General features: G+C 74.0%; 17 protein-coding genes and 1 pseudogene. 8 read left to right on the top strand and 10 right to left on the bottom strand.

The genetic code is table 11. From position 1 onward, the window contains the following. Window positions 1-79 precede the first annotated feature (79 nt). From rpsG to D6B71_RS15450, 5 genes are all read right to left on the bottom strand, one after another. Window positions 80-550, bottom strand: a complete 471-nt coding sequence (gene rpsG / locus D6B71_RS15470) for a 30S ribosomal protein S7 (protein WP_121256649.1) — start codon at window positions 548-550, stop codon at window positions 80-82. Between the two features lies 1 nt (window position 551). After that, complete coding sequence (rpsL, locus tag D6B71_RS15465) at window positions 552-926, bottom strand: 30S ribosomal protein S12 (protein WP_011757353.1); 375 nt, start codon at window positions 924-926, stop codon at window positions 552-554. A 185-nt stretch (window positions 927-1,111) separates the two neighbouring features. After that, a complete protein-coding gene (locus D6B71_RS15460; RefSeq protein ID WP_121256647.1) occupies window positions 1,112-2,431 on the bottom strand; it encodes an MFS transporter in 1,320 nt (439 codons plus the stop codon). 7 nt (window positions 2,432-2,438) lie between these two features. Then, window positions 2,439-2,888 carry a MarR family winged helix-turn-helix transcriptional regulator gene (locus tag D6B71_RS15455; RefSeq protein WP_240641448.1) on the bottom strand — a complete coding sequence of 150 codons (450 nt, stop codon included), beginning with the start codon at window positions 2,886-2,888 and terminating at the stop codon, window positions 2,439-2,441. Window positions 2,889-2,980: 92 nt separating this feature from the next. Next, window positions 2,981-4,444, bottom strand: coding sequence for an NCS2 family permease (locus tag D6B71_RS15450; protein WP_121256642.1), 1,464 nt, complete (start codon window positions 4,442-4,444; stop codon window positions 2,981-2,983). A gap of 57 nt (window positions 4,445-4,501) precedes the next feature. On the opposite strand from D6B71_RS15450, the gene D6B71_RS15445 reads away from it, so the two are divergent. Beyond that, window positions 4,502-4,786 carry a DUF2530 domain-containing protein gene (locus D6B71_RS15445; protein ID WP_240641447.1) on the top strand — a complete coding sequence of 95 codons (285 nt, stop codon included), beginning with the start codon at window positions 4,502-4,504 and terminating at the stop codon, window positions 4,784-4,786. 23 nt (window positions 4,787-4,809) lie between these two features. Here D6B71_RS15445 and D6B71_RS15440 read toward each other — a convergent pair whose 3' ends face one another. Further along, window positions 4,810-5,586, bottom strand: coding sequence for a DUF3027 domain-containing protein (locus D6B71_RS15440; RefSeq protein WP_240641463.1), 777 nt, complete (start codon window positions 5,584-5,586; stop codon window positions 4,810-4,812). 95 nt (window positions 5,587-5,681) lie between these two features. On the opposite strand from D6B71_RS15440, the gene D6B71_RS15435 reads away from it, so the two are divergent. Continuing rightward, window positions 5,682-7,091: an MFS transporter gene (locus tag D6B71_RS15435; protein WP_121256636.1), complete on the top strand. Its 1,410-nt coding sequence runs from the start codon at window positions 5,682-5,684 to the stop codon at window positions 7,089-7,091. A 6-nt stretch (window positions 7,092-7,097) separates the two neighbouring features. On the opposite strand, the gene D6B71_RS15430 is transcribed toward D6B71_RS15435, so the two are convergent. Next, complete coding sequence (locus D6B71_RS15430; protein ID WP_121256634.1) at window positions 7,098-7,493, bottom strand: cold-shock protein; 396 nt, start codon at window positions 7,491-7,493, stop codon at window positions 7,098-7,100. 88 nt (window positions 7,494-7,581) lie between these two features. Here D6B71_RS15430 and D6B71_RS23185 point away from each other — a divergent pair. Continuing rightward, window positions 7,582-9,420: pseudogene (locus D6B71_RS23185) on the top strand (S8 family serine peptidase); the annotation flags it as partial. A gap of 439 nt (window positions 9,421-9,859) precedes the next feature. Here the strand turns inward: D6B71_RS23185 and D6B71_RS23835 are convergent. From D6B71_RS23835 to D6B71_RS15410, 3 genes are read right to left on the bottom strand one after another with little or no spacing between them, the layout of a single operon-like run. After that, window positions 9,860-11,086, bottom strand: coding sequence for an RDD family protein (locus tag D6B71_RS23835; RefSeq protein ID WP_121256629.1), 1,227 nt, complete (start codon window positions 11,084-11,086; stop codon window positions 9,860-9,862). A gap of 16 nt (window positions 11,087-11,102) precedes the next feature. Then, entirely contained in the window at window positions 11,103-12,230 is a 1,128-nt protein-coding gene (locus D6B71_RS15415; RefSeq protein WP_121256626.1) for an FHA domain-containing protein, read from the bottom strand. Continuing rightward, window positions 12,227-13,057 carry a PP2C family protein-serine/threonine phosphatase gene (locus D6B71_RS15410; protein ID WP_121256624.1) on the bottom strand — a complete coding sequence of 277 codons (831 nt, stop codon included), beginning with the start codon at window positions 13,055-13,057 and terminating at the stop codon, window positions 12,227-12,229. Before D6B71_RS15410 ends, D6B71_RS15415 begins: the two co-directional genes overlap by 4 nt. Window positions 13,058-13,102: 45 nt before the next feature. Here D6B71_RS15410 and D6B71_RS23830 point away from each other — a divergent pair, with 45 nt between their 5' ends. From D6B71_RS23830 to D6B71_RS22495, 5 genes are all read left to right on the top strand, one after another. Continuing rightward, window positions 13,103-15,385, top strand: coding sequence for a helicase C-terminal domain-containing protein (locus D6B71_RS23830; RefSeq protein ID WP_121256622.1), 2,283 nt, complete (start codon window positions 13,103-13,105; stop codon window positions 15,383-15,385). A 10-nt stretch (window positions 15,386-15,395) separates the two neighbouring features. Continuing rightward, complete coding sequence (locus tag D6B71_RS23555; RefSeq protein ID WP_121256619.1) at window positions 15,396-15,923, top strand: CGNR zinc finger domain-containing protein; 528 nt, start codon at window positions 15,396-15,398, stop codon at window positions 15,921-15,923. A gap of 13 nt (window positions 15,924-15,936) precedes the next feature. After that, complete coding sequence (locus tag D6B71_RS15395) at window positions 15,937-17,586, top strand: DNA repair helicase XPB (RefSeq protein ID WP_121256617.1); 1,650 nt, start codon at window positions 15,937-15,939, stop codon at window positions 17,584-17,586. Window positions 17,587-17,678: 92 nt separating this feature from the next. Further along, window positions 17,679-17,849, top strand: a complete 171-nt coding sequence (locus tag D6B71_RS22870) for a hypothetical protein (RefSeq protein WP_164519696.1) — start codon at window positions 17,679-17,681, stop codon at window positions 17,847-17,849. A gap of 123 nt (window positions 17,850-17,972) precedes the next feature. Continuing rightward, window positions 17,973-18,167 (top strand): hypothetical protein, encoded by a 195-nt coding sequence (locus D6B71_RS22495; protein ID WP_126688291.1) that lies wholly within the window; start codon window positions 17,973-17,975, stop codon window positions 18,165-18,167. Window positions 18,168-18,245 lie beyond the last annotated feature (78 nt).

The raw sequence follows: 18,245 nt of genomic DNA, 5'->3' as shown, positions 1-18,245 counted from the left end.
TCCTTCGAAAGTTGGGCCTGCTGATTGGGCCGGGGCAGGTGTGGGCCGGAGCCGGCGGGTGACGCCGGCCCCGGGCCGGTCACCAGCGGTAGTGGGCGAAGGCCTTGTTGGACTCGGCCATCTTGTGGGTGTCCTCGCGCTTCTTCACCGCGGCACCGAGGCCGTTGGAGGCGTCGAGGATCTCGTTCATGAGCCGCTCGGCCATCGTCTTCTCGCGACGGTCCTGGGCGTAGCCGACCAGCCAGCGCAGCGCGAGCGTGGTGCCGCGGGTGCCCTTGACCTCGATCGGGACCTGGTAGGTCGCACCGCCGACGCGGCGGGACTTGACCTCGATGGCGGGCTTGACGTTGTCGAGCGCGCGCTTGAGCGTCACGACCGGGTCGGTGCCGGTCTTCTCGCGGCAGCCCTCGAGCGCGGTGTAGACGATGCGCTGCGCGACCTGCTTCTTGCCGTCCTGCAGCACCTTGGAGACGAGCTGGGTGACCAGCTGCGACCCGTAGACCGGGTCGACGTCGATCGGCCGCTTGGGAGCGGGACCCTTGCGCGGCATATCAGCTCTTCTCCTTCTTGGCTCCGTAGCGGCTGCGAGCCTGCTTGCGGTTCTTCACGCCCTGGGTGTCGAGCGTGCCGCGGATGATCTTGTAGCGGACACCGGGGAGGTCCTTGACCCGGCCACCGCGCACGAGCACGATCGAGTGCTCCTGGAGGTTGTGGCCGACGCCCGGGATGTAGGCCGTGACCTCGACGCCGCTGGAGAGGCGCACACGGGCGACCTTGCGCAGGGCGGAGTTCGGCTTCTTGGGGGTCGTGGTGTAGACGCGGGTGCACACACCGCGTCGCTGGGGCGAACCCTTGAGGGCAGGCGTCTTGTTCTTCGACACCTTGTCCTGGCGGCCCTTGCGGACCAACTGCTGGATGGTGGGCACCGGGCGGTTCCCCTTCTTCGTGGCTCTCAGTGCTCGGCGATCTGCCGCGCACGGTGGTGATGCTGCGTGTCCGGGCGGTGCTGGTTCAACCGGCGCCGCTCGCCCCCGAGGTCGGGCGTGTCGCCCACCGTGAGACTGGTCCTCGGCAGGAGCTGACGTGGGGATGTGTCGACGGCCTGATCCGCCTACAGTTTCCGAGCACGCGCAACGGCCTGGTTGTCCCAGACACGAGGAAAAAGGCTACCCGGCCCGTTAGCAGGGGTCAAAACGGCCCGCAAGCCCCCTCGGGCGGGCGCGTCGAGCCTGGTGAAGACCGCCACGGCGAGCAGGGCCCCGAGAATCGTCAGCGCGCCACCGATTACCAGGGTCCAGCGGGCACCGAGGCTCTCCCCGATCCAGCCGATGATCGGCGACCCGATCGGCGTGCCGCCCATCACGATCGTCATGTAGAGCGCCATCACCCGGCCCCGGAAGGCGGGGTCGGACTCGAGCTGCAGGGTCGCGTTGGCGGAGTTGAGCAGGGTCAGCGTGAAGAAGCCGATCACCGGGGCGAACACCGCGAACGTGACGTAGTTGGGCAGCACCCCGGCCACGATCTCGGCGACACCGAACCCGAGCGCCGCCCCGACCAGCAGCCGCAGCCGGATGCGCACCCTCCGGGCCGCCAGCAGCGCCCCCGTCAGCGATCCCACGGCCAGCGCGGAGCCGAGCAGGCCGAACTCGCTGGCCCCCTTGCCGTAGACCTCGGTGGCCATCAGCGCCGAGGTGATCTGGAAGTTCATGCCGAAGGTGCCGGCGAAGAAGACCATGATCAGCACCAGGACCATGCGTGGCTGGCTGCGCACGTAGGCGACCCCCTCGCGCAGCGCGCCCGGCACCCGGGCGACCGGGTCCGGCGAGTGCAGCAGCCGGATGTCCATGCGCTGGAGCTGCCAGATCACCGCCCCGTAGGACAGGGCGTTGAGCAGGATCACCCAGCCGGTGGCGGTGGCACCGCCGCCGAGCGCGCCGATCATCAGGCCCGCGATCGCCGGCCCGAGCAGCCGGGCCGCGTTGAACGTCGCCGAGTTCAGGCCCACCGCGTTCGTGAGGTCGTCGGGCTCCACCATCTCGGAGACGAACGACTGCCGGGCGGGACCGTCGAACGCCGCGCCGATCCCGAACACGAACGCGATCAGGTAGACGTGCCAGATCTCGGCGGCCCCGGTGACCGCGATCACGCCGAGCGCCAACGAGGCCAGCGCCATGGTGAGCTGGGTCAGCTGCAGCAGCCGGCGCTTGGGGAAGCGGTCGGCGACCACCCCGGCGTACGGCGAGAGCAGCAGCACCGGCAGGAACTGCAGCCCGGTGGTGATGCCGAGCGCGGTCCCGTTGCCCCCCGGGAGCGTGAGCACCAGCCAGTCCTGCGCGACCCGTTGCATCCAGGTGCCGGTGTTCGACACCGCACTCCCGGCGACGTACTTGCGGTAGTTGGGGTTCGCGAGCGAGCGGAAGGTGGGGCTCAAGTGGTTCTCAGTCCTCCTGGGCGAGTCGTTGGAGCAGCGGGGCGGCCTTGCGGAGCAGGGCGCGCTCGTCGGGCGCGAGGCCGCGTAGCCGGCAGGCCAGCCACTCGTCGCGGCGGGCACGGTCGGCCAGCAGGGTCCGGCGGCCGAGGTCGGACAGCGCCACCACGACCTGCCGCCCGTCGGTGTCGTGTGGGCGGCGCGCGACGTAGCCGCCCTCCTCGAGGGCGTTCACCATGCGCGTCATGCTCGGCGGCTGCACCCGCTCGTGGGCGGCCAGCTCTCCCAAGGTGAGGTCGCCGCTGCGGTGCAGCGCCCCGAGCACGGCCATCGCGTTCATGCTGAGCTCGTTGGCGGGGTCGCGCTCGACCGCCAGCCGGCGCCGCAGCCGCATCACGGCGAGCCGCAGCTCGGAGGCGAGGCCGGCGTCGCTGCGGACGGTCTGCTGGGCGGAAGGCATATCGTTAGCGTAACTCATTACTTCTGCTAAGGATTCCCGCAAATGACGGACGGCCCGGGTGAGCATGGTCACCCGGGCCGTCGGCGACCGGCTCAGCTGAGCGCGTCGGTGATCGGGTCGATCCCGAAGTAGACCAGGAACAGCGCCGCGATCAGCCACAGCAGCGGGTGCACCTCGGGGGCCTTGCCGCGGACCACCTTGATCAGCACGAACGCGAGGAAGCCGGCGCCGATCCCGACCGAGATCGAATAGGTGAACGGCATCAGCACGATCGTGAGGAACGCCGGGATGGCGATCTCGGCGTCGGCCCACTCGATGCCGCGGACCTGCTGCATCATCAAGAAGCCGACCAGCACCAGCGCCGGAACCGCGGCCTCGGAGGGGATCATCCCGACCAGCGGCGCGGCCACCATCGAGCACAGGAACAGCACGCCGGTCACCACCGACGCGAGGCCGGTGCGGGCCCCCTCCCCCACACCCGACGCGGACTCGATGTAGGAGGTGTTCGACGAGACGCCGGCCGCGCCGCCCGCGGCCGCCGCGATCGAGTCGACGACCAGGATCCGCCGGGTGCTCGGCGGCGCCCCCTCCTCGTCGAGCAGGTCCGCCTCGGCGCCGATCGCGGTCATCGTGCCCATCGTGTCGAAGAAGTCGGCCAGCATGAGCGTGAAGACCAGGAGCATCGCGGTGACGATGCCGGCGGAGGAGAACGAGCCGAGCAGCGAGAACTCGCCGACCGTGCCGAAGTCGGGCATCGCGAACAGGTCGTCGGGCCAGGCCGGGACCGTCAGGCCCCAGCCGGTCGGGTTCTCGGCGCCCGCACGGCCCAGGTCGAGCAGCGCCTCGACGACCACCGCCACGACCGTGGTGAGCACGATCGAGAGCAGGATCGCGCCGCGCACCCCGCGCACCCACAGCGTGATCACCAGCACCAGTCCGAGCGCGAAGACCACCACCGGCCAGCCCTCGAGCTGTCCACCGAGACCCAGCTGGACCGGCACGGTCGAGTTCGCCGCGTCGGGGACGCGGCGCACGAAGCCGGCGTCGACGAACCCGATCAGCGCGATGAACAGGCCGATGCCCACCGAGATCGCGATCTTCAGCTGCGCCGGCACCGCGTGGAAGACCGCCTCCCGGAAGCCGGTCAGCACCAGCACCAGGATGACCAGTCCCTCGATCACGACCAGGCCCATCGCGTCGGCCCAGGTCATCTGCGAGGCGATCGAGAACGCCACGAACGCGTTCAGGCCCAGCCCCGTGGCCAGCGCCAGCGGGAAGTTGGCGACCACCCCCATCAGGATCGTCATCACGCCGGCGACCAGGGCGGTGCCCGCGGCGATCATCGCGATGTTCGCCCCGGGCTCGGTGCCGCCGCCGAGGACCTGCCCGTCGGCGTCGGTCGCGTAGCCGAGGATCAGCGGGTTCAGCACGATGATGTAGGCCATCGTGAAGAACGTGACGATGCCGCCGCGCACCTCACGGCCGACGGTGGAGCCGCGCTGGCTGATCTTGAAGAAGCGGTCGACGACCGAGGACTCAGGACTCGTGGTGCTCACGGGGCGGCAGCATAGAGCCCCGCGCCGCCCGTGACGCCGGTGCACTAGCGTGGCCGTGTGGAGTTGCGCGACGAGCAGCCGGATCGGCACGAGATCGGCAACCGGACCTTCTTCGTCGCCGACGTCGAACCGCTCGACGTCGACGGCGTGCGCACCGTCGAGGTCGGCACCCTGCTGTGGCTGGTCGCCTTCGTCGCCCTGCTGCCGTTCTACGGCAGCCTCGAGGACGACGGCCGGCTGTGGTGGCTGTGGACCTGCCTGGCCGGCTTCGGGCTCGGCGCGTTCGGCGTGGAGTACTGCCGCCGGCGGCGCAAGGCGCGCGAGGCCGCGCGGCGGCACTGACCAGGAGGCTCAGCCGAGCGGGGTCACCCCAGCGGGTCGAGGTCGTCGAGGCTGATCGTGTCGACGACCGGCTCCGGCAGCGGCTGCGGCTCGTGCCGCTTGGCCAGCCGCACCTCCGAGTGCGCCCCGCAGCCGTGGTCGAACGAGACCACTCGTCCGTCGTCGTTGGCGTCACCGTTGGCGCAGACGCCGAACAGCTCCGAGAGCGGCCCGTTCAGGCGGGTCAGGAACCCGCAGGTGTGGCACTGGTCGGGCGCGGACTGGGCGAGGGGCGAGCCCGGCCCCGCGTCGCCGTCGTACCACCGCTGCGCGGCGAGCTCGCGGCCCTCGGGCGAGAGCGTGCGCACCCGGCCGAGCCCGAGGTCCTTCGCGACCGTGCGGATCTGGGCCTTCTCGTCCGGGTCGAGCGGGTCGTCGCCGAATGCGTAGGTCGGCACCAGCCGCGGGTCGTCGTCGGCGACCGGCAGCAGGTCGCCCGGCGAGAGGTCGCCGGGCTGGATGCGCTCGCGGTAGGGGACCCACGGCGGGGCGACGATGGCCTCGTCGCCGGGAACGAGCACCATCTCGTCGATCGTGACGTGCTTCTGCCGGGGGGCCCGGGCCACGGTCACCGACCAGCGCCACCCGACGTAGCCGGGGCGGGTGCAGGCGAACTGGTGGGTGACGACGCGCTCGCCCTCGACCACGTGGCCGAGGTGCTCACCGACGTCGGCGGCGTCGACCTCCTCGACCAGCGCGGCACGAGCCGCGTCCACCGCGGCCACGGCAGCGGCGTCGGGCTTGGGGCGCACGAGAGTCATCACGCGCGAAATCATGACCCATGGCGGGCATCCCTGTCAGGCCGGGCCGTGTCCTGGTGACCTCCGACCCCCCGGAAGGGGGCAGGATGGTGCCCATGAGCGATCCGCGACCGGACTCCCCCGGCCGGGGCCTCGGCACGTCGGCGCGGGCCACCGCGCGGGGCGTGCGCGGGGCCGCGCGGGCCACCGGACGGGCCGGCCGCTACACCGTCCAGCAGGCGCGCCGCGCCGCCAGCGCCCAGGGCGCCGGCAAGTCCGGGCTGAACCGCCTGCTCGAGATGCACGCGTTCAACACCGCCGGCGACGCCGCGGTGGCGATCTCCCTGGCCGGCACCCTGTTCTTCCAGGTGCCGACCGGCGAGGCCCGGGGCCAGGTCGCGCTGTTCCTCGGCCTGACCATGCTCCCGTTCGCGATCGTCGCGCCGCTGATCGGTCCGTTCCTCGACCGGTTCAGCCACGGCCGGCGGTGGGCCATCGGCACCACGATGGCGGTGCGCGCCTTCCTCTGCTGGGTGCTGGCCGGGGCGGTGGCCACCGAGTCGGTGTGGCTGTTCCCGGCGGCGCTGGGGGTGCTGGTCGCCTCGAAGGCCTACGGAGTCACCCGGGCCGCGGCCGTGCCCCGGCTGCTGCCCGAGGAGTTCACGCTGGTCAAGGCGAACGGCCGGGTGTCGCTGTCGGGCGTGGTCGGGACCGTCGTGTCCGCGCCGATCGCGGGCCTCGCGGCCACCGTCGGCTCCGAGTGGGCGCTGCGCTACGCCTTCGTGCTGTTCGTGATCGCCACCATCGCCGCGATCCGGCTGCCCGCCCAGGTCGACTCCAGCGCCGGCGAGGAGGAGATGGTCTTCCTGGGCGGCGCGAGCACCGGCCGCAAGGGGCGGCGGAAGGTGCGCATCCCGGGGCCGGTCGCGTTCGCGCTGCGCGCCAACTGCGGTCCGCGCTGGCTCTCGGGGTTCCTCACGATGTTCATGGCCTTCCTGCTCCGGGAGAACCCGATCGGCGGCTGGAGCACCGAGTGGCTGCTGGCGCTCGTCATCGGCGCCGCCGGCCTGGGCAACACCCTGGGCATCGTCACCGCGTCGCTGGTGAAGAAGATCAACCCCGCCGTCACCGTGGTGGTCACGCTCGTCGCCGCGGCCTCGATGGCGCTGGTCGCCGCGCTGTTCTACGGCGTGCTGACCGCGGCGCTGCTGGGCCTGACCGCGGGCCTGGCGCAGTACCTCGCCAAGGTCTCGCTGGACTCGACGATCCAGCGCCACGTGCACGAGCGCGTGCAGACCAGTGCCTTCGCGCGCAGCGACACCCTGCTCCAGCTGGCCTGGGTGGCCGGCGGGTTCGTCGGCATCGCGCTGCCCCTGGACCCACCGCGCCTCGGTCTCGGCGTGGCCGCGGCCGCCCTGGCCGCCTGGACCGTGTTCGTGCTCGCCAACGGCCCGCGCAACGCGGCCCGGGCCCGGCCCGTCGCCTCCGACGGCACCGCGCACGGCGTCGCCGAGGGCGTCAGGTAGGCCCGGTCAGAGTTCGAGCTCGTCGGCGAGCGCCCGCAGCACCTTCGCCACCGGGGCGGCGGTGCGGCCATCGGGGTGGTGACCGCGCCGGTAGCTCTCGCCGACGCCGTCGAGCATCCGGATCAGGTCCTCGACGATCGGGACCATCTCCTCGGGGCGCTTGCGACGGGCGTGCGACTGCGCCCGCGCGACCTTCGGCGGGGCGTCGAGGACGCGCACCTGCAGGGCCTGGTCGCCGCGCCGTCCCTGGGCGATGCCGAACTCCACCCGGGTGCCGGCCTTGAGCGTGGTCACGCCCTCGGGGAGCGCCTCGGACCGCACGTAGACGTCGGGACCGTCGGGCTGCGAGAGGAAGCCGAAGCCCTTCTCGGCGTCGAACCACTTGACCTTGCCAGTGGGCACGGCTGATCTCTCCTACGAGTGCGTTGGACCGCGCAGCTGCTCTGCGCCGCCCAAGCCTAGGCCCGGGCTGCCGGGGGTCGCCAACCAGATGCCGCTGCACGAACGCCTGTCACTGCGGAGACGGGTGGGGCACAATGGACGGTCCCCTCCGCTGGCGGCGGGGGACCGGACGCGCCGAGAGGAGTGTGGAGTCGACATGGCAGGCAAGCTGGGACCGACGCTGGCGCGGCCGGCCGTGGCGCTGCTCGCGGCCGCGGCCATGCTGACGCCCGCCGCAGCCCCGTCCGCCGCCGCCCCCGCCTCTCCCGCCCCGGCTGCCAAGGCGGGACCCACCCACCTCTATCTGGTCACGCTGGTCGGTCCCGGCGCCGCGGACGACGACCGGCTGCCCGGACCGCTGGCCCGCTTCCGCGCCCATCAGCAGCAGACGAACGCCCTCGCCGCGGTCGGCGCCCCGGCCCCGGTCTACCGGTGGACCACGGCGCTCAACGGTGTCGCCGTCCGGCTGACCGCGCGCCAGGCCGACGAGCTGGCCGCGCAGCCCGGCGTGGCGCTGGTCGAGCGCGACCGCGTGCACCGGCTCGCCGCCGCCGAGCGGGTGGCCACCCAGCCCCAGCCCCGGGCGCGCACCCGCGGTGGCGCCGGGGTCGTGGTCGGGGTCGTCGACACCGGCATCGACCCCGACAGTCCACTGTTCAGCGACGCGCCGGGCCTGGGACGCCGACCGGCCGACTTCGACGGCGACTGCCAGCCCGGGGAGCAGTTCAGCACCAGCAGCTGCGACGCGAAGCTGGTCTCCGCCCGGTGGTACGCCGCCGGGTTCGGCGAGGAGCGGGTCCGCAGCACCGACGCGCTCTCCGTCCGCGACGACCACGGCCACGGCACCCAGGTGGCCTCACTGGCCGCCGGCAACCCCGGTCTGACCGTGCGGGTCGCCGGGCGGCGCTACGGCCGGTTCTCCGGCACCGCCCCGCAGGCCCGGGTCGCCGCCTACAAGGCCTGCTGGACCGCGCCCGACCCCGCCGACGACGGCTGCTCCACGGCCGACCTGGTCAGCGCCGTCGACGACGCGGTCGCCGACGGCGTCGACGTGCTGACCCTCGCGGTCTCCGCCTCCGGCGAGCTCGACACGCTCCAGCGCGCCCTGCTCGGCGCGGCCGAGTCCGACGTCGTCGTGGTCGCCGCCGCCGGCAACGCCGGAGCCCGCCGTTTCGCCGGCCACCCGAGCCCGTGGGTGACCACGGTGGGCGCCGCGACCCGGGCCCGCCGGCTGGGCCGGGTGACCGCCCCCGGCCTGACCCTGACCGGAGCCAGCGCCGCCCGCGCCGCGGTCGGCCCGGCGCGCCTGGTGGTGGGTGCCGACGCGCCCGCCCCCGGCGCCCAGAGAGACGACGCCCGGATCTGCGCCCCCGGCTCGCTCGACGCCGCCCGGGTCGCCGGGGCCGTCGTCCTCTGCGAGCGCGGCCAGGTCGGGCGGGTGGACAAGTCGGCCGCCGTGCACCGCGCCGACGGCGTGGGCATGGTGCTCGCCAATGTCGGGCCCGGCTCCACCTACCCCGACTTCCACAGCGTCCCGACCGTGCATCTCGACCGGTCCGGGGCCGAGCGCCTGCGCAGCTGGCTGGCCGAGCACCCCGCGGGCCGGGTGCGGGTGGAGCCCGCCGGCCGGCAGCGCAGCGTGCCCGGGGTGGCGCCCTGGTCCAGTGGCGGCGACCCGGCCGCCAGCGTGGTGAAGCCCGACCTGGTCGCAGGTGGCGTCGGCGTGGTCGCGGCGGTGCCGGCCCGGGTCCGCGCCGACCGCTGGGACGTCCTCACCGGCACCTCCGCGGCGGCCGCCCGGGTGGCCGGCGCCGCCGCCCTGATCCGCTCCCGGCACCCCGACTGGCCGGCCACCACCGTCCGCTCGGCGCTGGTCGGCTCCGCCGGCCGGGTCCGGGCCACCTCCGTGCTGCGCTCCGGTGCGGGCAGCGTGAACGCAGCCCGCGCCAACCGCCCCGGTCTGGTGCACGAGCTGGACGCCGGCGACTACCGCGCCTGGCTCGAAGGTGGCCGGGTGCGGCTCAACACCCCCTCGGTCCTGCTGCGCCCCGGCACCACCGAGGGCCCGACGCACGGTCACGAACACCCTGCCGCGGGCCCGCTACTTCTCCGTCGACGTCAGGGGCTTCGCCCACCACACGGTCACCGTCACCCCGGCCGCCGTCCGACTCGGCCCTGGCGAGAGCGCGAACTACACCATCCGCGTGGACGACACCGCGACCGTGCGCCCGGTCGACGACGGCTGGGTGGTCTGGCGCGGTGCCACCGGCACGGTGACCCGGGTGCCGGTGCTGCTCGGGCGCTGAGCCCGGAGCGTCCCGGCCGCCTCAGCCCTCGCGGGAGACGCTCATCTCGCGGTCGCCGAACCGCACCCGGTCGCCGTCGGCCAGGCTGGTCCCGCGTCCGGCGGGCAGCGGACGCGCCGCGCCCTGCCGCACCAGGAAGGTGCCGTTGGTCGAGCCGCGATCGAGCACCACCAGCACGCCGTCGTCGGCGACCTGCAGCTGGGCGTGCGTCTTCGACAGCGACATGTCCTGCGACCGCAGCGGCATCAGGTGGCGCACCGGCTCACCCGGGCGCGGCTCGGGGCGCCGGCCGACCAGGGTGAGGCCCTCCACCACCAGCGACTCGCCGGTGTCGAAGCTGACCCGCCACCGGGTGGCCGCGTTCGGACGCTGCCCGGCCTCGCGCTCGGCCGTGGTCTCGGCCCGGCGCCGGCCGCCACGAGTGCGGTGCCCGCCCGGGCGGGACGCAGGCGACGCCGTTCCGGGCGGGGCGGCGTGGGCCCCCGGCGCCCCGGACGGCGGAGGCGGGGGCGGCGACGTCGGTGCGGGCAGCAGCGGCCACCCCAGCCGCTGCCGCTTGCCGGGGGCCGCTGGAGGTTCGCCGGGGGGCGGTCCCGGTGGGCCCGCAGGCGCCGGGACCGGTGCCCGAGGGGTGGCTGGGACCGACGGGGGCGAGGCGGCCACCGGGGTCGCTGGGATCGACGGCGGCGTGGCGGCCACCGGGGTCGCCGGGGTCGCCGGCATCATCGGCATCGAGGGGGCCGGCATCAGCCGCATCGCGGTCAGGTTGACGACCTGCTGGGTCGCCGCCTCCGCCTCGACCTCCTCGACGGGAGGTGGCCGCTCGTCGACGACCAGGCCGTGGGCGAGCAGGTCGTGCACGCCGCGGCGGCGCCCGGAGCGATCGGCGAGCGCGGTCCAGGCGAGGGCTGCGGTCGCCAGACCCAGGGTGGGCAGCGCGGCCGCACCGAGCAGCAGGGTGCGCAACAGCGCCGCCGGCACGCCCACCGGACGGCCGGTCGCCGGATCCACCAGCCTGAGCCCGAGCGCGGCCTTGCCGAGCGAGGTGCCGCGCAGGCCCAGCGCCAGCGCCGAGGCCAGGCCCACCGCCGCCACCACGCCGGCCACCACGGCGACCGTGGTCCAGACGTCGTCGAGCAGGAGGTACGCAGCGGCGCCCGCGGCGGCGTACAGGCCCCAGGCGGCCAGCCGGTCGACGACGAACGCGTAGAAGCGCCGGTCCACGGGCGCGGGCGGGAGCTCGGACATCGGTTCCACGGGCGGGTCAGGGGTTGGTGACGTGGACGGTCACGCCGTCGCCGAGGTCGATGACCGCACCGGGAAGGAGTTGGACCGGGATGCCCGGACGCAGCTCCTCCGGTCCGAGTCCTGGCTGGACCACCACGGTGCCGTTGGTCGAGCCCAGGTCGGTCGCCACCGCGAGACCGTGGTCGGCGCCGGCGCCCGGTCGCACCTCGACGTGGGTCGCCGAGATCTCCTGGTGCAGGCTCGGCACGGTGACCAGCCGCGGCTGGTCGTGCGGCTCGAAGCGGCGGGCCTCGGGGGCGCGGCCGATCACCACCGGGCGGTCGACATCGACGGTCTCGCCGTGCGAGAACGCCAACCGCGCGACCGGCCGGCTCGTCGCCGGCGACGGCTCCACCGCAGGCCCACGGCCGGTCTCGGTCAGGCCGTCGTGGTCGCCCGCCTGATCGGCGTCGAAGGCCGGTGGCGGGAACGGGGGCGGAGGCGGCACCGCGGCACCGCCCGGGGCCGGCGGCGGCACCGGAGGCAGGTCGTCGGGCTCGGGCAGCACCACGACCGGCTCGGTGAGCAGCTCCTCGACCAGGTCGAGTCCGCTGGCCTCCTGCGGCGCGGGCTCCGGCTCGGGCTCGGGGACCCGGAGCGCTTCGGGCAGCGGCTCGGGGAGTGGCTCGGGAACGGCCGCGGCGGCCGGCTGCTGGAGGCGCGAGACCCGGACCAGCCCGTCGCCGGCGGGCAGCTGCGGCCCGGCGGCGACCGGTTCGGCGACCAACACCATCTCCTGGACGGTGGCGAACGTGCGCTCGACCCAGGTGACGGCCGCATCGCCGTCGACGGCCACGGTCTCGCCGTCGGCGGTGAACGAGGCCCGCACCGGTCCGCGCAACAGCGCGGTGACCGCCGAGCGCGCCGGGTCGCGCCGGCCGACCAGCGCGAAGGCCGGCAGGCCGCGCAGCCCGTCGGCCAGCACCGCGTCGAGGACCTCGTCGAACCCGGCGCCGGCGTCCACCGCGGACCAGGTCGCGGCGGCTCGCTGCCGCTGCGACGGCGGCAGCAACACGACCACGTGCGGTCCGAGGACGGCGTACCAGTCCCCGGGCTGGAAGGACCGGGCGGCGCCTTCGCGCTCCCAGGTGCTCGGCTCGCTCACGGCAACGCTCCCAGCTTCTCCTCGAGGCTCCCGCGCTGACGCTCGGCGTCGTAGGCGTCCTGACGGACCAATCCCACCACATCGACCACGACCGCCGTCGCGTTGTCCCTGCCGCCCGCGGCCACCGCGGCCGCGACGACGGCGTCCGCGGCGTCGCGGGGGTCCTCCAGGCGACCCAGGATCTCGGCGATCTCGGCCGCCTCGAGCATGCCGCTGACCCCGTCGGAGCAGAGCAGCAGCCGCTCGGCGGACGGCAGCGGCAGCAGGAAGTAGTCGGCCCGGGCGTCGTTGCGGTGCTCGGGGACGCCGAGGGCGCGGGTGATCACGTGCCGCTCCGGGTGCACCGCGGCGTCGGCCTCGGTGATCGCCCCCGAGTCGACCAGCTCCTGCACGAGGCTGTGGTCGACGCTGACCTGGTCGAGCTCGCCGTCACGGAACCGGTAGGCCCGGGAGTCGCCGAGGTTCGCGAGCAGCCACTGCGGGGTGCCGGCGTCCTCGACCAGCATCGCGACGACCGCGGTGGTGCCGGCCCGGAAGCCGGTGGCTCCCCGGGCGCGCTGCGCGGCGGCGTACTCGACGATCCGGCCTTGGCAGGCCTGGAGCGTCTCGGCGATCACGGCGGCGCCGTGCTCGGGGTCGTAGCCGTTCGTGGCCAGCCGGCCGAACTCCTCGACCACGATCCGGCTGGCGACGTCGCCTCCGTCGTGGCCGCCCATGCCGTCGGCGACCACGAAGACCGGCGGGGTCGCGAGGTAGGAGTCCTCGTTGACCTCGCGCACCAGGCCTACGTCGCTCGCCGCGCCATGGTGGAGCTCGACGGCGGTCACCGCCGCCGCTCCGCCTGCGCGGGGACGGGGGATAGCGTTGGGGGGATGGCCAGGTCGAGCGGCTTCCGATCCCTCGCCGACCAGCTGCGTGGCTGGTCGGACGATCGGCTGTCCCGACTGCTCCTCGAGCGTCCCGATCTCGCCACTCCCGCCCCTCACGACTCCGGCCAGCTGGCCTCGCGTGCGGCCACCCGGTCATCTGTTCTGCGTGCTCTCGACGGGCTGAACCGGCTCGAGCTCTTCGTCCTTGATGCCCTCGTCGTCGCCGGCCAAACCACACGTTCGGGCCTGACCGACATCGTCCGGGCGGACCCGGAGTCTGTCAGCACCGCGCTGGACCACCTGCTGGACCTCGCCCTGGCGTGGGAGTCAACCACGGGTCTGCGTGCGCTGACAGGGGTCGCCGACGGGCTCGCGGGAGTCCGCGAGGCGCCGGTCAGCGGCCTGCGGCCGCGGTCGGCGGAGCCACCGTCCGTCGCGGAGGTGGGCCGGCGGCTGGCGGAGATCTCGGCGCCGGCCCGGGCCCTGCTCGAGCACGTGGCCGAGCAGGGTGGCGAGGCGACGACGGGCACCTCGCGCCACACCGTGCTGCCCGACGAGGCCGCGACACCGGCCGAGGAGCTGCTGTCACGCCAGCTGCTGGTGCCCCGCGGCGGTGGCGTGGTGGTGCTGCCCGGAGAGGTCGGTCTCGCCCTCCGCGGCGGGTGCACCACCGTCGAGCCCGTCGACGACCTGCCCGAGCTGGCGACCTCGGAGCGCTCGGCCGCCCTGGTCGACCGTGCGGCCGCGGGCGCGGCCTTCGAGGCGGTACGCCGGGTCGAGCTGCTGCTGGACCACTGGAGCACGACGCCTCCCGGCGCGCTGCGCAACGGCGGGTTGGCGGTCCGCGACCTGAAGGCGGCGGCGCTGCACCTGCACGTCGACGAGGCGACCGCGGCGCTGCTGGTCGAGGCGGCGTCCGCCGCCGGGCTGCTCGCGACGGGGTCCGGCGCCGACGGCACCGCGTCGTGGCTGCCGACCGACGCCTTCGATGCCTGGCTGGCCACCGAGCCGGCCGAGCGGTGGCTCACGTTGGTGCGGGCCTGGCGCGACAGCCCGCGGATGCCGGCACTGGTGGGCACCCGGGATCCGCAGGGCCGCACCTGGAACGCCCTGACCCCGGATCTGGCGAGCCGGATGCTGCCGGAGACCCGGGCGATGGTGCTGGCCGCGCTGGCGGAGCTGGCGCCGGGTCTCACGCTGGCCGCGGGCACCGGACCGCCGTCGCTCGTCGCTCGGCTGTCCTGGCAGCGGCCGCGCCGGCCACGCACCCGTGCCGACCAGGTGGCGTGGACGCTGGCCGAGGCCGCGGCGCTCGGGGTGACCGGGCTCGACGCCGTCTCCTCCCCCGCCCGCGCCTGGCTGGCCGGCGACGACGCCGCGGCCCGCGCCGGGCTCGCGGAGCTGATGCCGTCGCCGGTCGACCACGTGCTGGTGCAGGCCGACCTGACCGCGGTGGCCCCGGGCCCGTTGGAGTCGTCGCTGGCTCGGCGGCTGCAGCTGGTGGCCGATGTCGAGTCCCGTGGCGGCGCGACCGTCTACCGGTTCTCGCCGGGGTCGGTGCGGCGGGCGCTCGACCTGGGCTGGTCGGCGGTCGAGGTGCACGACTTCCTCGCGTCGGTGTCGCGGACGCCGGTGCCGCAGCCGCTGAGCTATCTCGTCGACGACACCGCGCGCACCTTCGGGGCGATCCGGGTCGGCGCCGCGGAGGCGTTCCTGCGGGCCGACGACGAGGCGTCGCTGACCGAGCTGCTGCACCATCCGAAGGCCGCGTCGCTCGGGCTGCGCCGGATCGCGCCGACCGTGCTGGTCTGCGACACCCCGATCGACGTGCTGCTCCCCCGGCTGCGCGAGCTCGGCGCGGCACCCGTCGTGGAGGCGGCGGACGGGACCGTGCGGGTGGCCCGACCGGACCAGCTGCGGGCGCGGACGCCGCGCGAGCACCGACGAGGCGGGGCCGCCGTGGGGCGCGCCCGCGACGCAGCGCGGGTGTCTGCGGTGGTCACCGCGGTGCGGGCCGGCGACCGGGTCGCGGAGACCCGTCCCGCGGCTCCTGCTGCGCCGCTGTCTCCGAGCGGCTCGCTGGCGCTGCTGCGCGAGGCCGTCGAGACCGGCCGGCCGGTGCTGATCCGCTACGTCGACAACCACGGCAGCAGCAGCGAGCGGGTGGTGGAGCCGAAGACCGTGGAGGGCGGGCGGCTCACCGCGTTCGACCGGCGCAGCGACGACGTGCGCACGTTCGCCGTCCACCGGATCACGACGGTCAGCCCGGTGGAGGAGCGTCCGTAGAATCGAGGGCGTGGACTTCCTCCGGTACGCCGACCAGTCGGCGGGGCTGCTCAACGCGGACCTGCCCGACGTCGACGCGCTCGTTGCGTACCTCGCCGGCCGGGAGTGGCTGCACGCAGTCAGCACCGACCGCGACTGCATCGTGTTGCGGCGGTTCCAGCGCGAGCTGCGCCCGGTGTTCGAGGCGTCCGCCGCGGACGACGCGCAGCAGGTGGTCGACCTGCTCAACGAGCTGCTAGTGCGCCACCCGATCACACCGCGGATCGCCTCCCACGACGGGCAGGACCTCCACCTGCACGCCGCGTCGAAGTCGGCCTCGGTCGCCGAGCTTCTGATGGGCGAGGCGCTGATGGGACTGGCCTCGCTGGTGATCGACCTGGGTCCGACCCGGATGGGCGTGTGCGCGGCTACTCCGTGCACGAACGTCTTCGTCGACACCTCCCCGAACGCCTCGCGCCGCTACTGCTCGGACCGGTGCTCCTCGCGGGCCAACGTCGCGGCGTACCGCGCCCGTCAACGGGCCGAGGCCACCGCATGAGCACGAGGACCGCATGAACGACGGCCCCCTGATCGTCCAGTCCGACAAGACGCTGCTGCTGGAGGTCGAGCACGAGCGCGCCTCGGACTGCCGCAAGGCGATCGCACCGTTCGCGGAGCTGGAACGCTCTCCGGAGCACGTGCACACCTATCGGCTCACGCCGTTGGGGCTGTGGAACGCGCGGGCCGCGGGGCACGACGCCGAGCAGGTGGTCGACACGCTGCTGGAGTACAGCCGCTACGCCGTGCCGCACGCGCTGTTGGTCGACGTGGCCGAGACGATGGCCCGCTACGGCCGGCTGCGGCTGGAGAAGCACCCCACCCATGGGCTGGTGCTGTCGTCGACCGACCGGCCGGTGCTCGAAGAGGTGCTGCGGGCGAAGAAGGTGCAGGGCATGCTCGGCGCCCGCATCGACGACGACGCGGTCGCCGTGCACCCCTCCGAGCGCGGCAATCTCAAGCAGGCGCTGCTGAAGCTGGGCTGGCCGGCCGAGGACTTCGCCGGCTACGTCGACGGCGAGGCGCATGCGATCGCGCTGGCCGAGGACGGGTGGCACCTGCGCGACTACCAGCGGCAGGCCGCGGAGTCGTTCTGGCACGGCGGTTCGGGGGTGGTGGTGCTGCCCTGTGGGGCCGGCAAGACCCTGGTCGGTGCGGCCGCGATGGCGCAGGCGCAGGCGACGACGCTGATCCTGGTGACCAACACGGTCTCGGCGCGCCAGTGGAAGGACGAGCTGGTGCGGCGCACCTCGCTGACCGAGGACGAGATCGGCGAGTACTCCGGCGCGGTCAAGGAGATCCGGCCGGTGACGATCGCGACGTACCAGGTGCTGACGACCAAGCGGAAGGGCGTCTATCCGCACCTGGAGCTGCTGGACGCCCGCGACTGGGGCCTGATCGTCTATGACGAGGTGCACCTGCTGCCGGCCCCGATCTTCCGGATGACCGCCGACCTGCAGGCGCGGCGGCGGATCGGGCTGACCGCGACGCTGGTGCGCGAGGACGGCCGCGAGGGCGACGTGTTCTCGCTGATCGGGCCCAAGCGCTACGACGCCCCGTGGAAGGACATCGAGGCGCAGGGCTGGATCGCGCCCGCGGACTGTGTCGAGGTGCGGGTCACCCTGCCGACGGCCGAGCGGCTCGCCTACGCGACGGCCGAGCCGGAGGAGCGCTATCGGCTGGCGTCGTGCACCCACCACAAGATCGACGTGGTGCGCGACCTGGTCGCCCAGCACCCTGGCCAGCCCACATTGGTGATCGGGCAGTACATCGAGCAGCTCGACGAGCTCGCCGAGAAGCTCGACGCTCCCGTCATCAAGGGCGACACCCCCGTGAAGGAGCGGCAGCGGCTGTTCCAGGCGTTCCGCACCGGCGAAGTCGGCCTGCTGGTGGTCTCGAAGGTCGCGAACTTCTCCATCGACCTGCCCTCGGCCGAGGTCGCGATCCAGGTGTCGGGCTCGTTCGGGTCGCGCCAGGAGGAGGCCCAGCGGCTGGGCCGGCTGCTGCGACCCAAGAGCGAGGGCAAGACCGCGCACTTCTACACGGTGGTCTCCCGCGACACCGTCGACGCCGACTTCGCGCAGAACCGGCAGCGGTTCCTGGCCGAGCAGGGGTACGCCTACCGGATCGTGGACGCCGACGACCTGCGGGACCTGACCACCTGAGCGCACCCCCAGGTGAACTCCACCCCTCCGGGTGGTGTATCGGGGCGTCGGGGCGGGCATCGGTGGATGACCCGACTTCCCCTGGAGGGCTCATGTCGACCACCTCGCTCCACGAGCACGACCTGTCCGCCTCGCCGCTGCGTGCCTCCGCCGGACACTGGCGACGACTCCTGGCCACCGGCTCGGACTGGGGCACCGCCGCCCGCCTGGCCCTCGGCACCTGCGCGCTCGTCGCGGCGGCCGTGCTGGCGGTGCTCACCTGAGGCGCCGCAGGGCTCACCCGACCTTCGTCAGTGTTCGCTCGGCGCCCCACCACGGGCGGGGCAGCCGACCACCTGGGAGCCGGCTTCGACAGCGTCAGCGGGCGTAGTACCGGGTACGAGTGGGTGCGTCATCGAGGGCAACTGGACGGCGGCATCCACTTCGCGTCGACACCACAGCTGCGACAGGACAACCCGCGGGTGCTCTTCCAGAGCATCATCCACGACGGTCTCATCGGCAGGGAGCACCTGGACCGGTTCCGCTACACCGTCGATGTTCAACGCGAGCAACTCCTGCTGACCCCCTTCGCAGGATCCTGATCGGAACCAGCCGTTCAGCTCAGCCGGTGAGGGCGCTTCGGATGCGGTCGAGGGCTGCGTGGAGGTCGGGGGCGCGAC

Source organism: Nocardioides ferulae (assembly GCF_003660455.1).
GTDB classification, from domain to species: domain Bacteria; phylum Actinomycetota; class Actinomycetes; order Propionibacteriales; family Nocardioidaceae; genus Nocardioides; species Nocardioides ferulae.
This window is presented reverse-complemented; position numbering and strand designations above follow the sequence as displayed.

Bases quoted from the DNA above. Each gene is read 5' to 3' on its own strand.
- D6B71_RS15440 (WP_240641463.1), bottom strand. From the start codon at position 5,586: ATGACTCTCGTGCGCCCCAAGCCCGACGCCGCTGCCGTGGCCGCGGTG.
- D6B71_RS23835 (WP_121256629.1), bottom strand. From the start codon at position 11,086: ATGTCCGAGCTCCCGCCCGCGCCCGTGGACCGGCGCTTCTACGCGTTC.
- D6B71_RS15435 (WP_121256636.1), top strand. From the start codon at position 5,682: ATGAGCGATCCGCGACCGGACTCCCCCGGCCGGGGCCTCGGCACGTCG.
- D6B71_RS22870 (WP_164519696.1), top strand. From the start codon at position 17,679: ATGTCGACCACCTCGCTCCACGAGCACGACCTGTCCGCCTCGCCGCTG.
- D6B71_RS23830 (WP_121256622.1), top strand. From the start codon at position 13,103: ATGGCCAGGTCGAGCGGCTTCCGATCCCTCGCCGACCAGCTGCGTGGC.
- rpsG (WP_121256649.1), bottom strand. From the start codon at position 550: ATGCCGCGCAAGGGTCCCGCTCCCAAGCGGCCGATCGACGTCGACCCG.
- D6B71_RS15455 (WP_240641448.1), bottom strand. From the start codon at position 2,888: ATGCCTTCCGCCCAGCAGACCGTCCGCAGCGACGCCGGCCTCGCCTCC.
- D6B71_RS15395 (WP_121256617.1), top strand. From the start codon at position 15,937: ATGAACGACGGCCCCCTGATCGTCCAGTCCGACAAGACGCTGCTGCTG.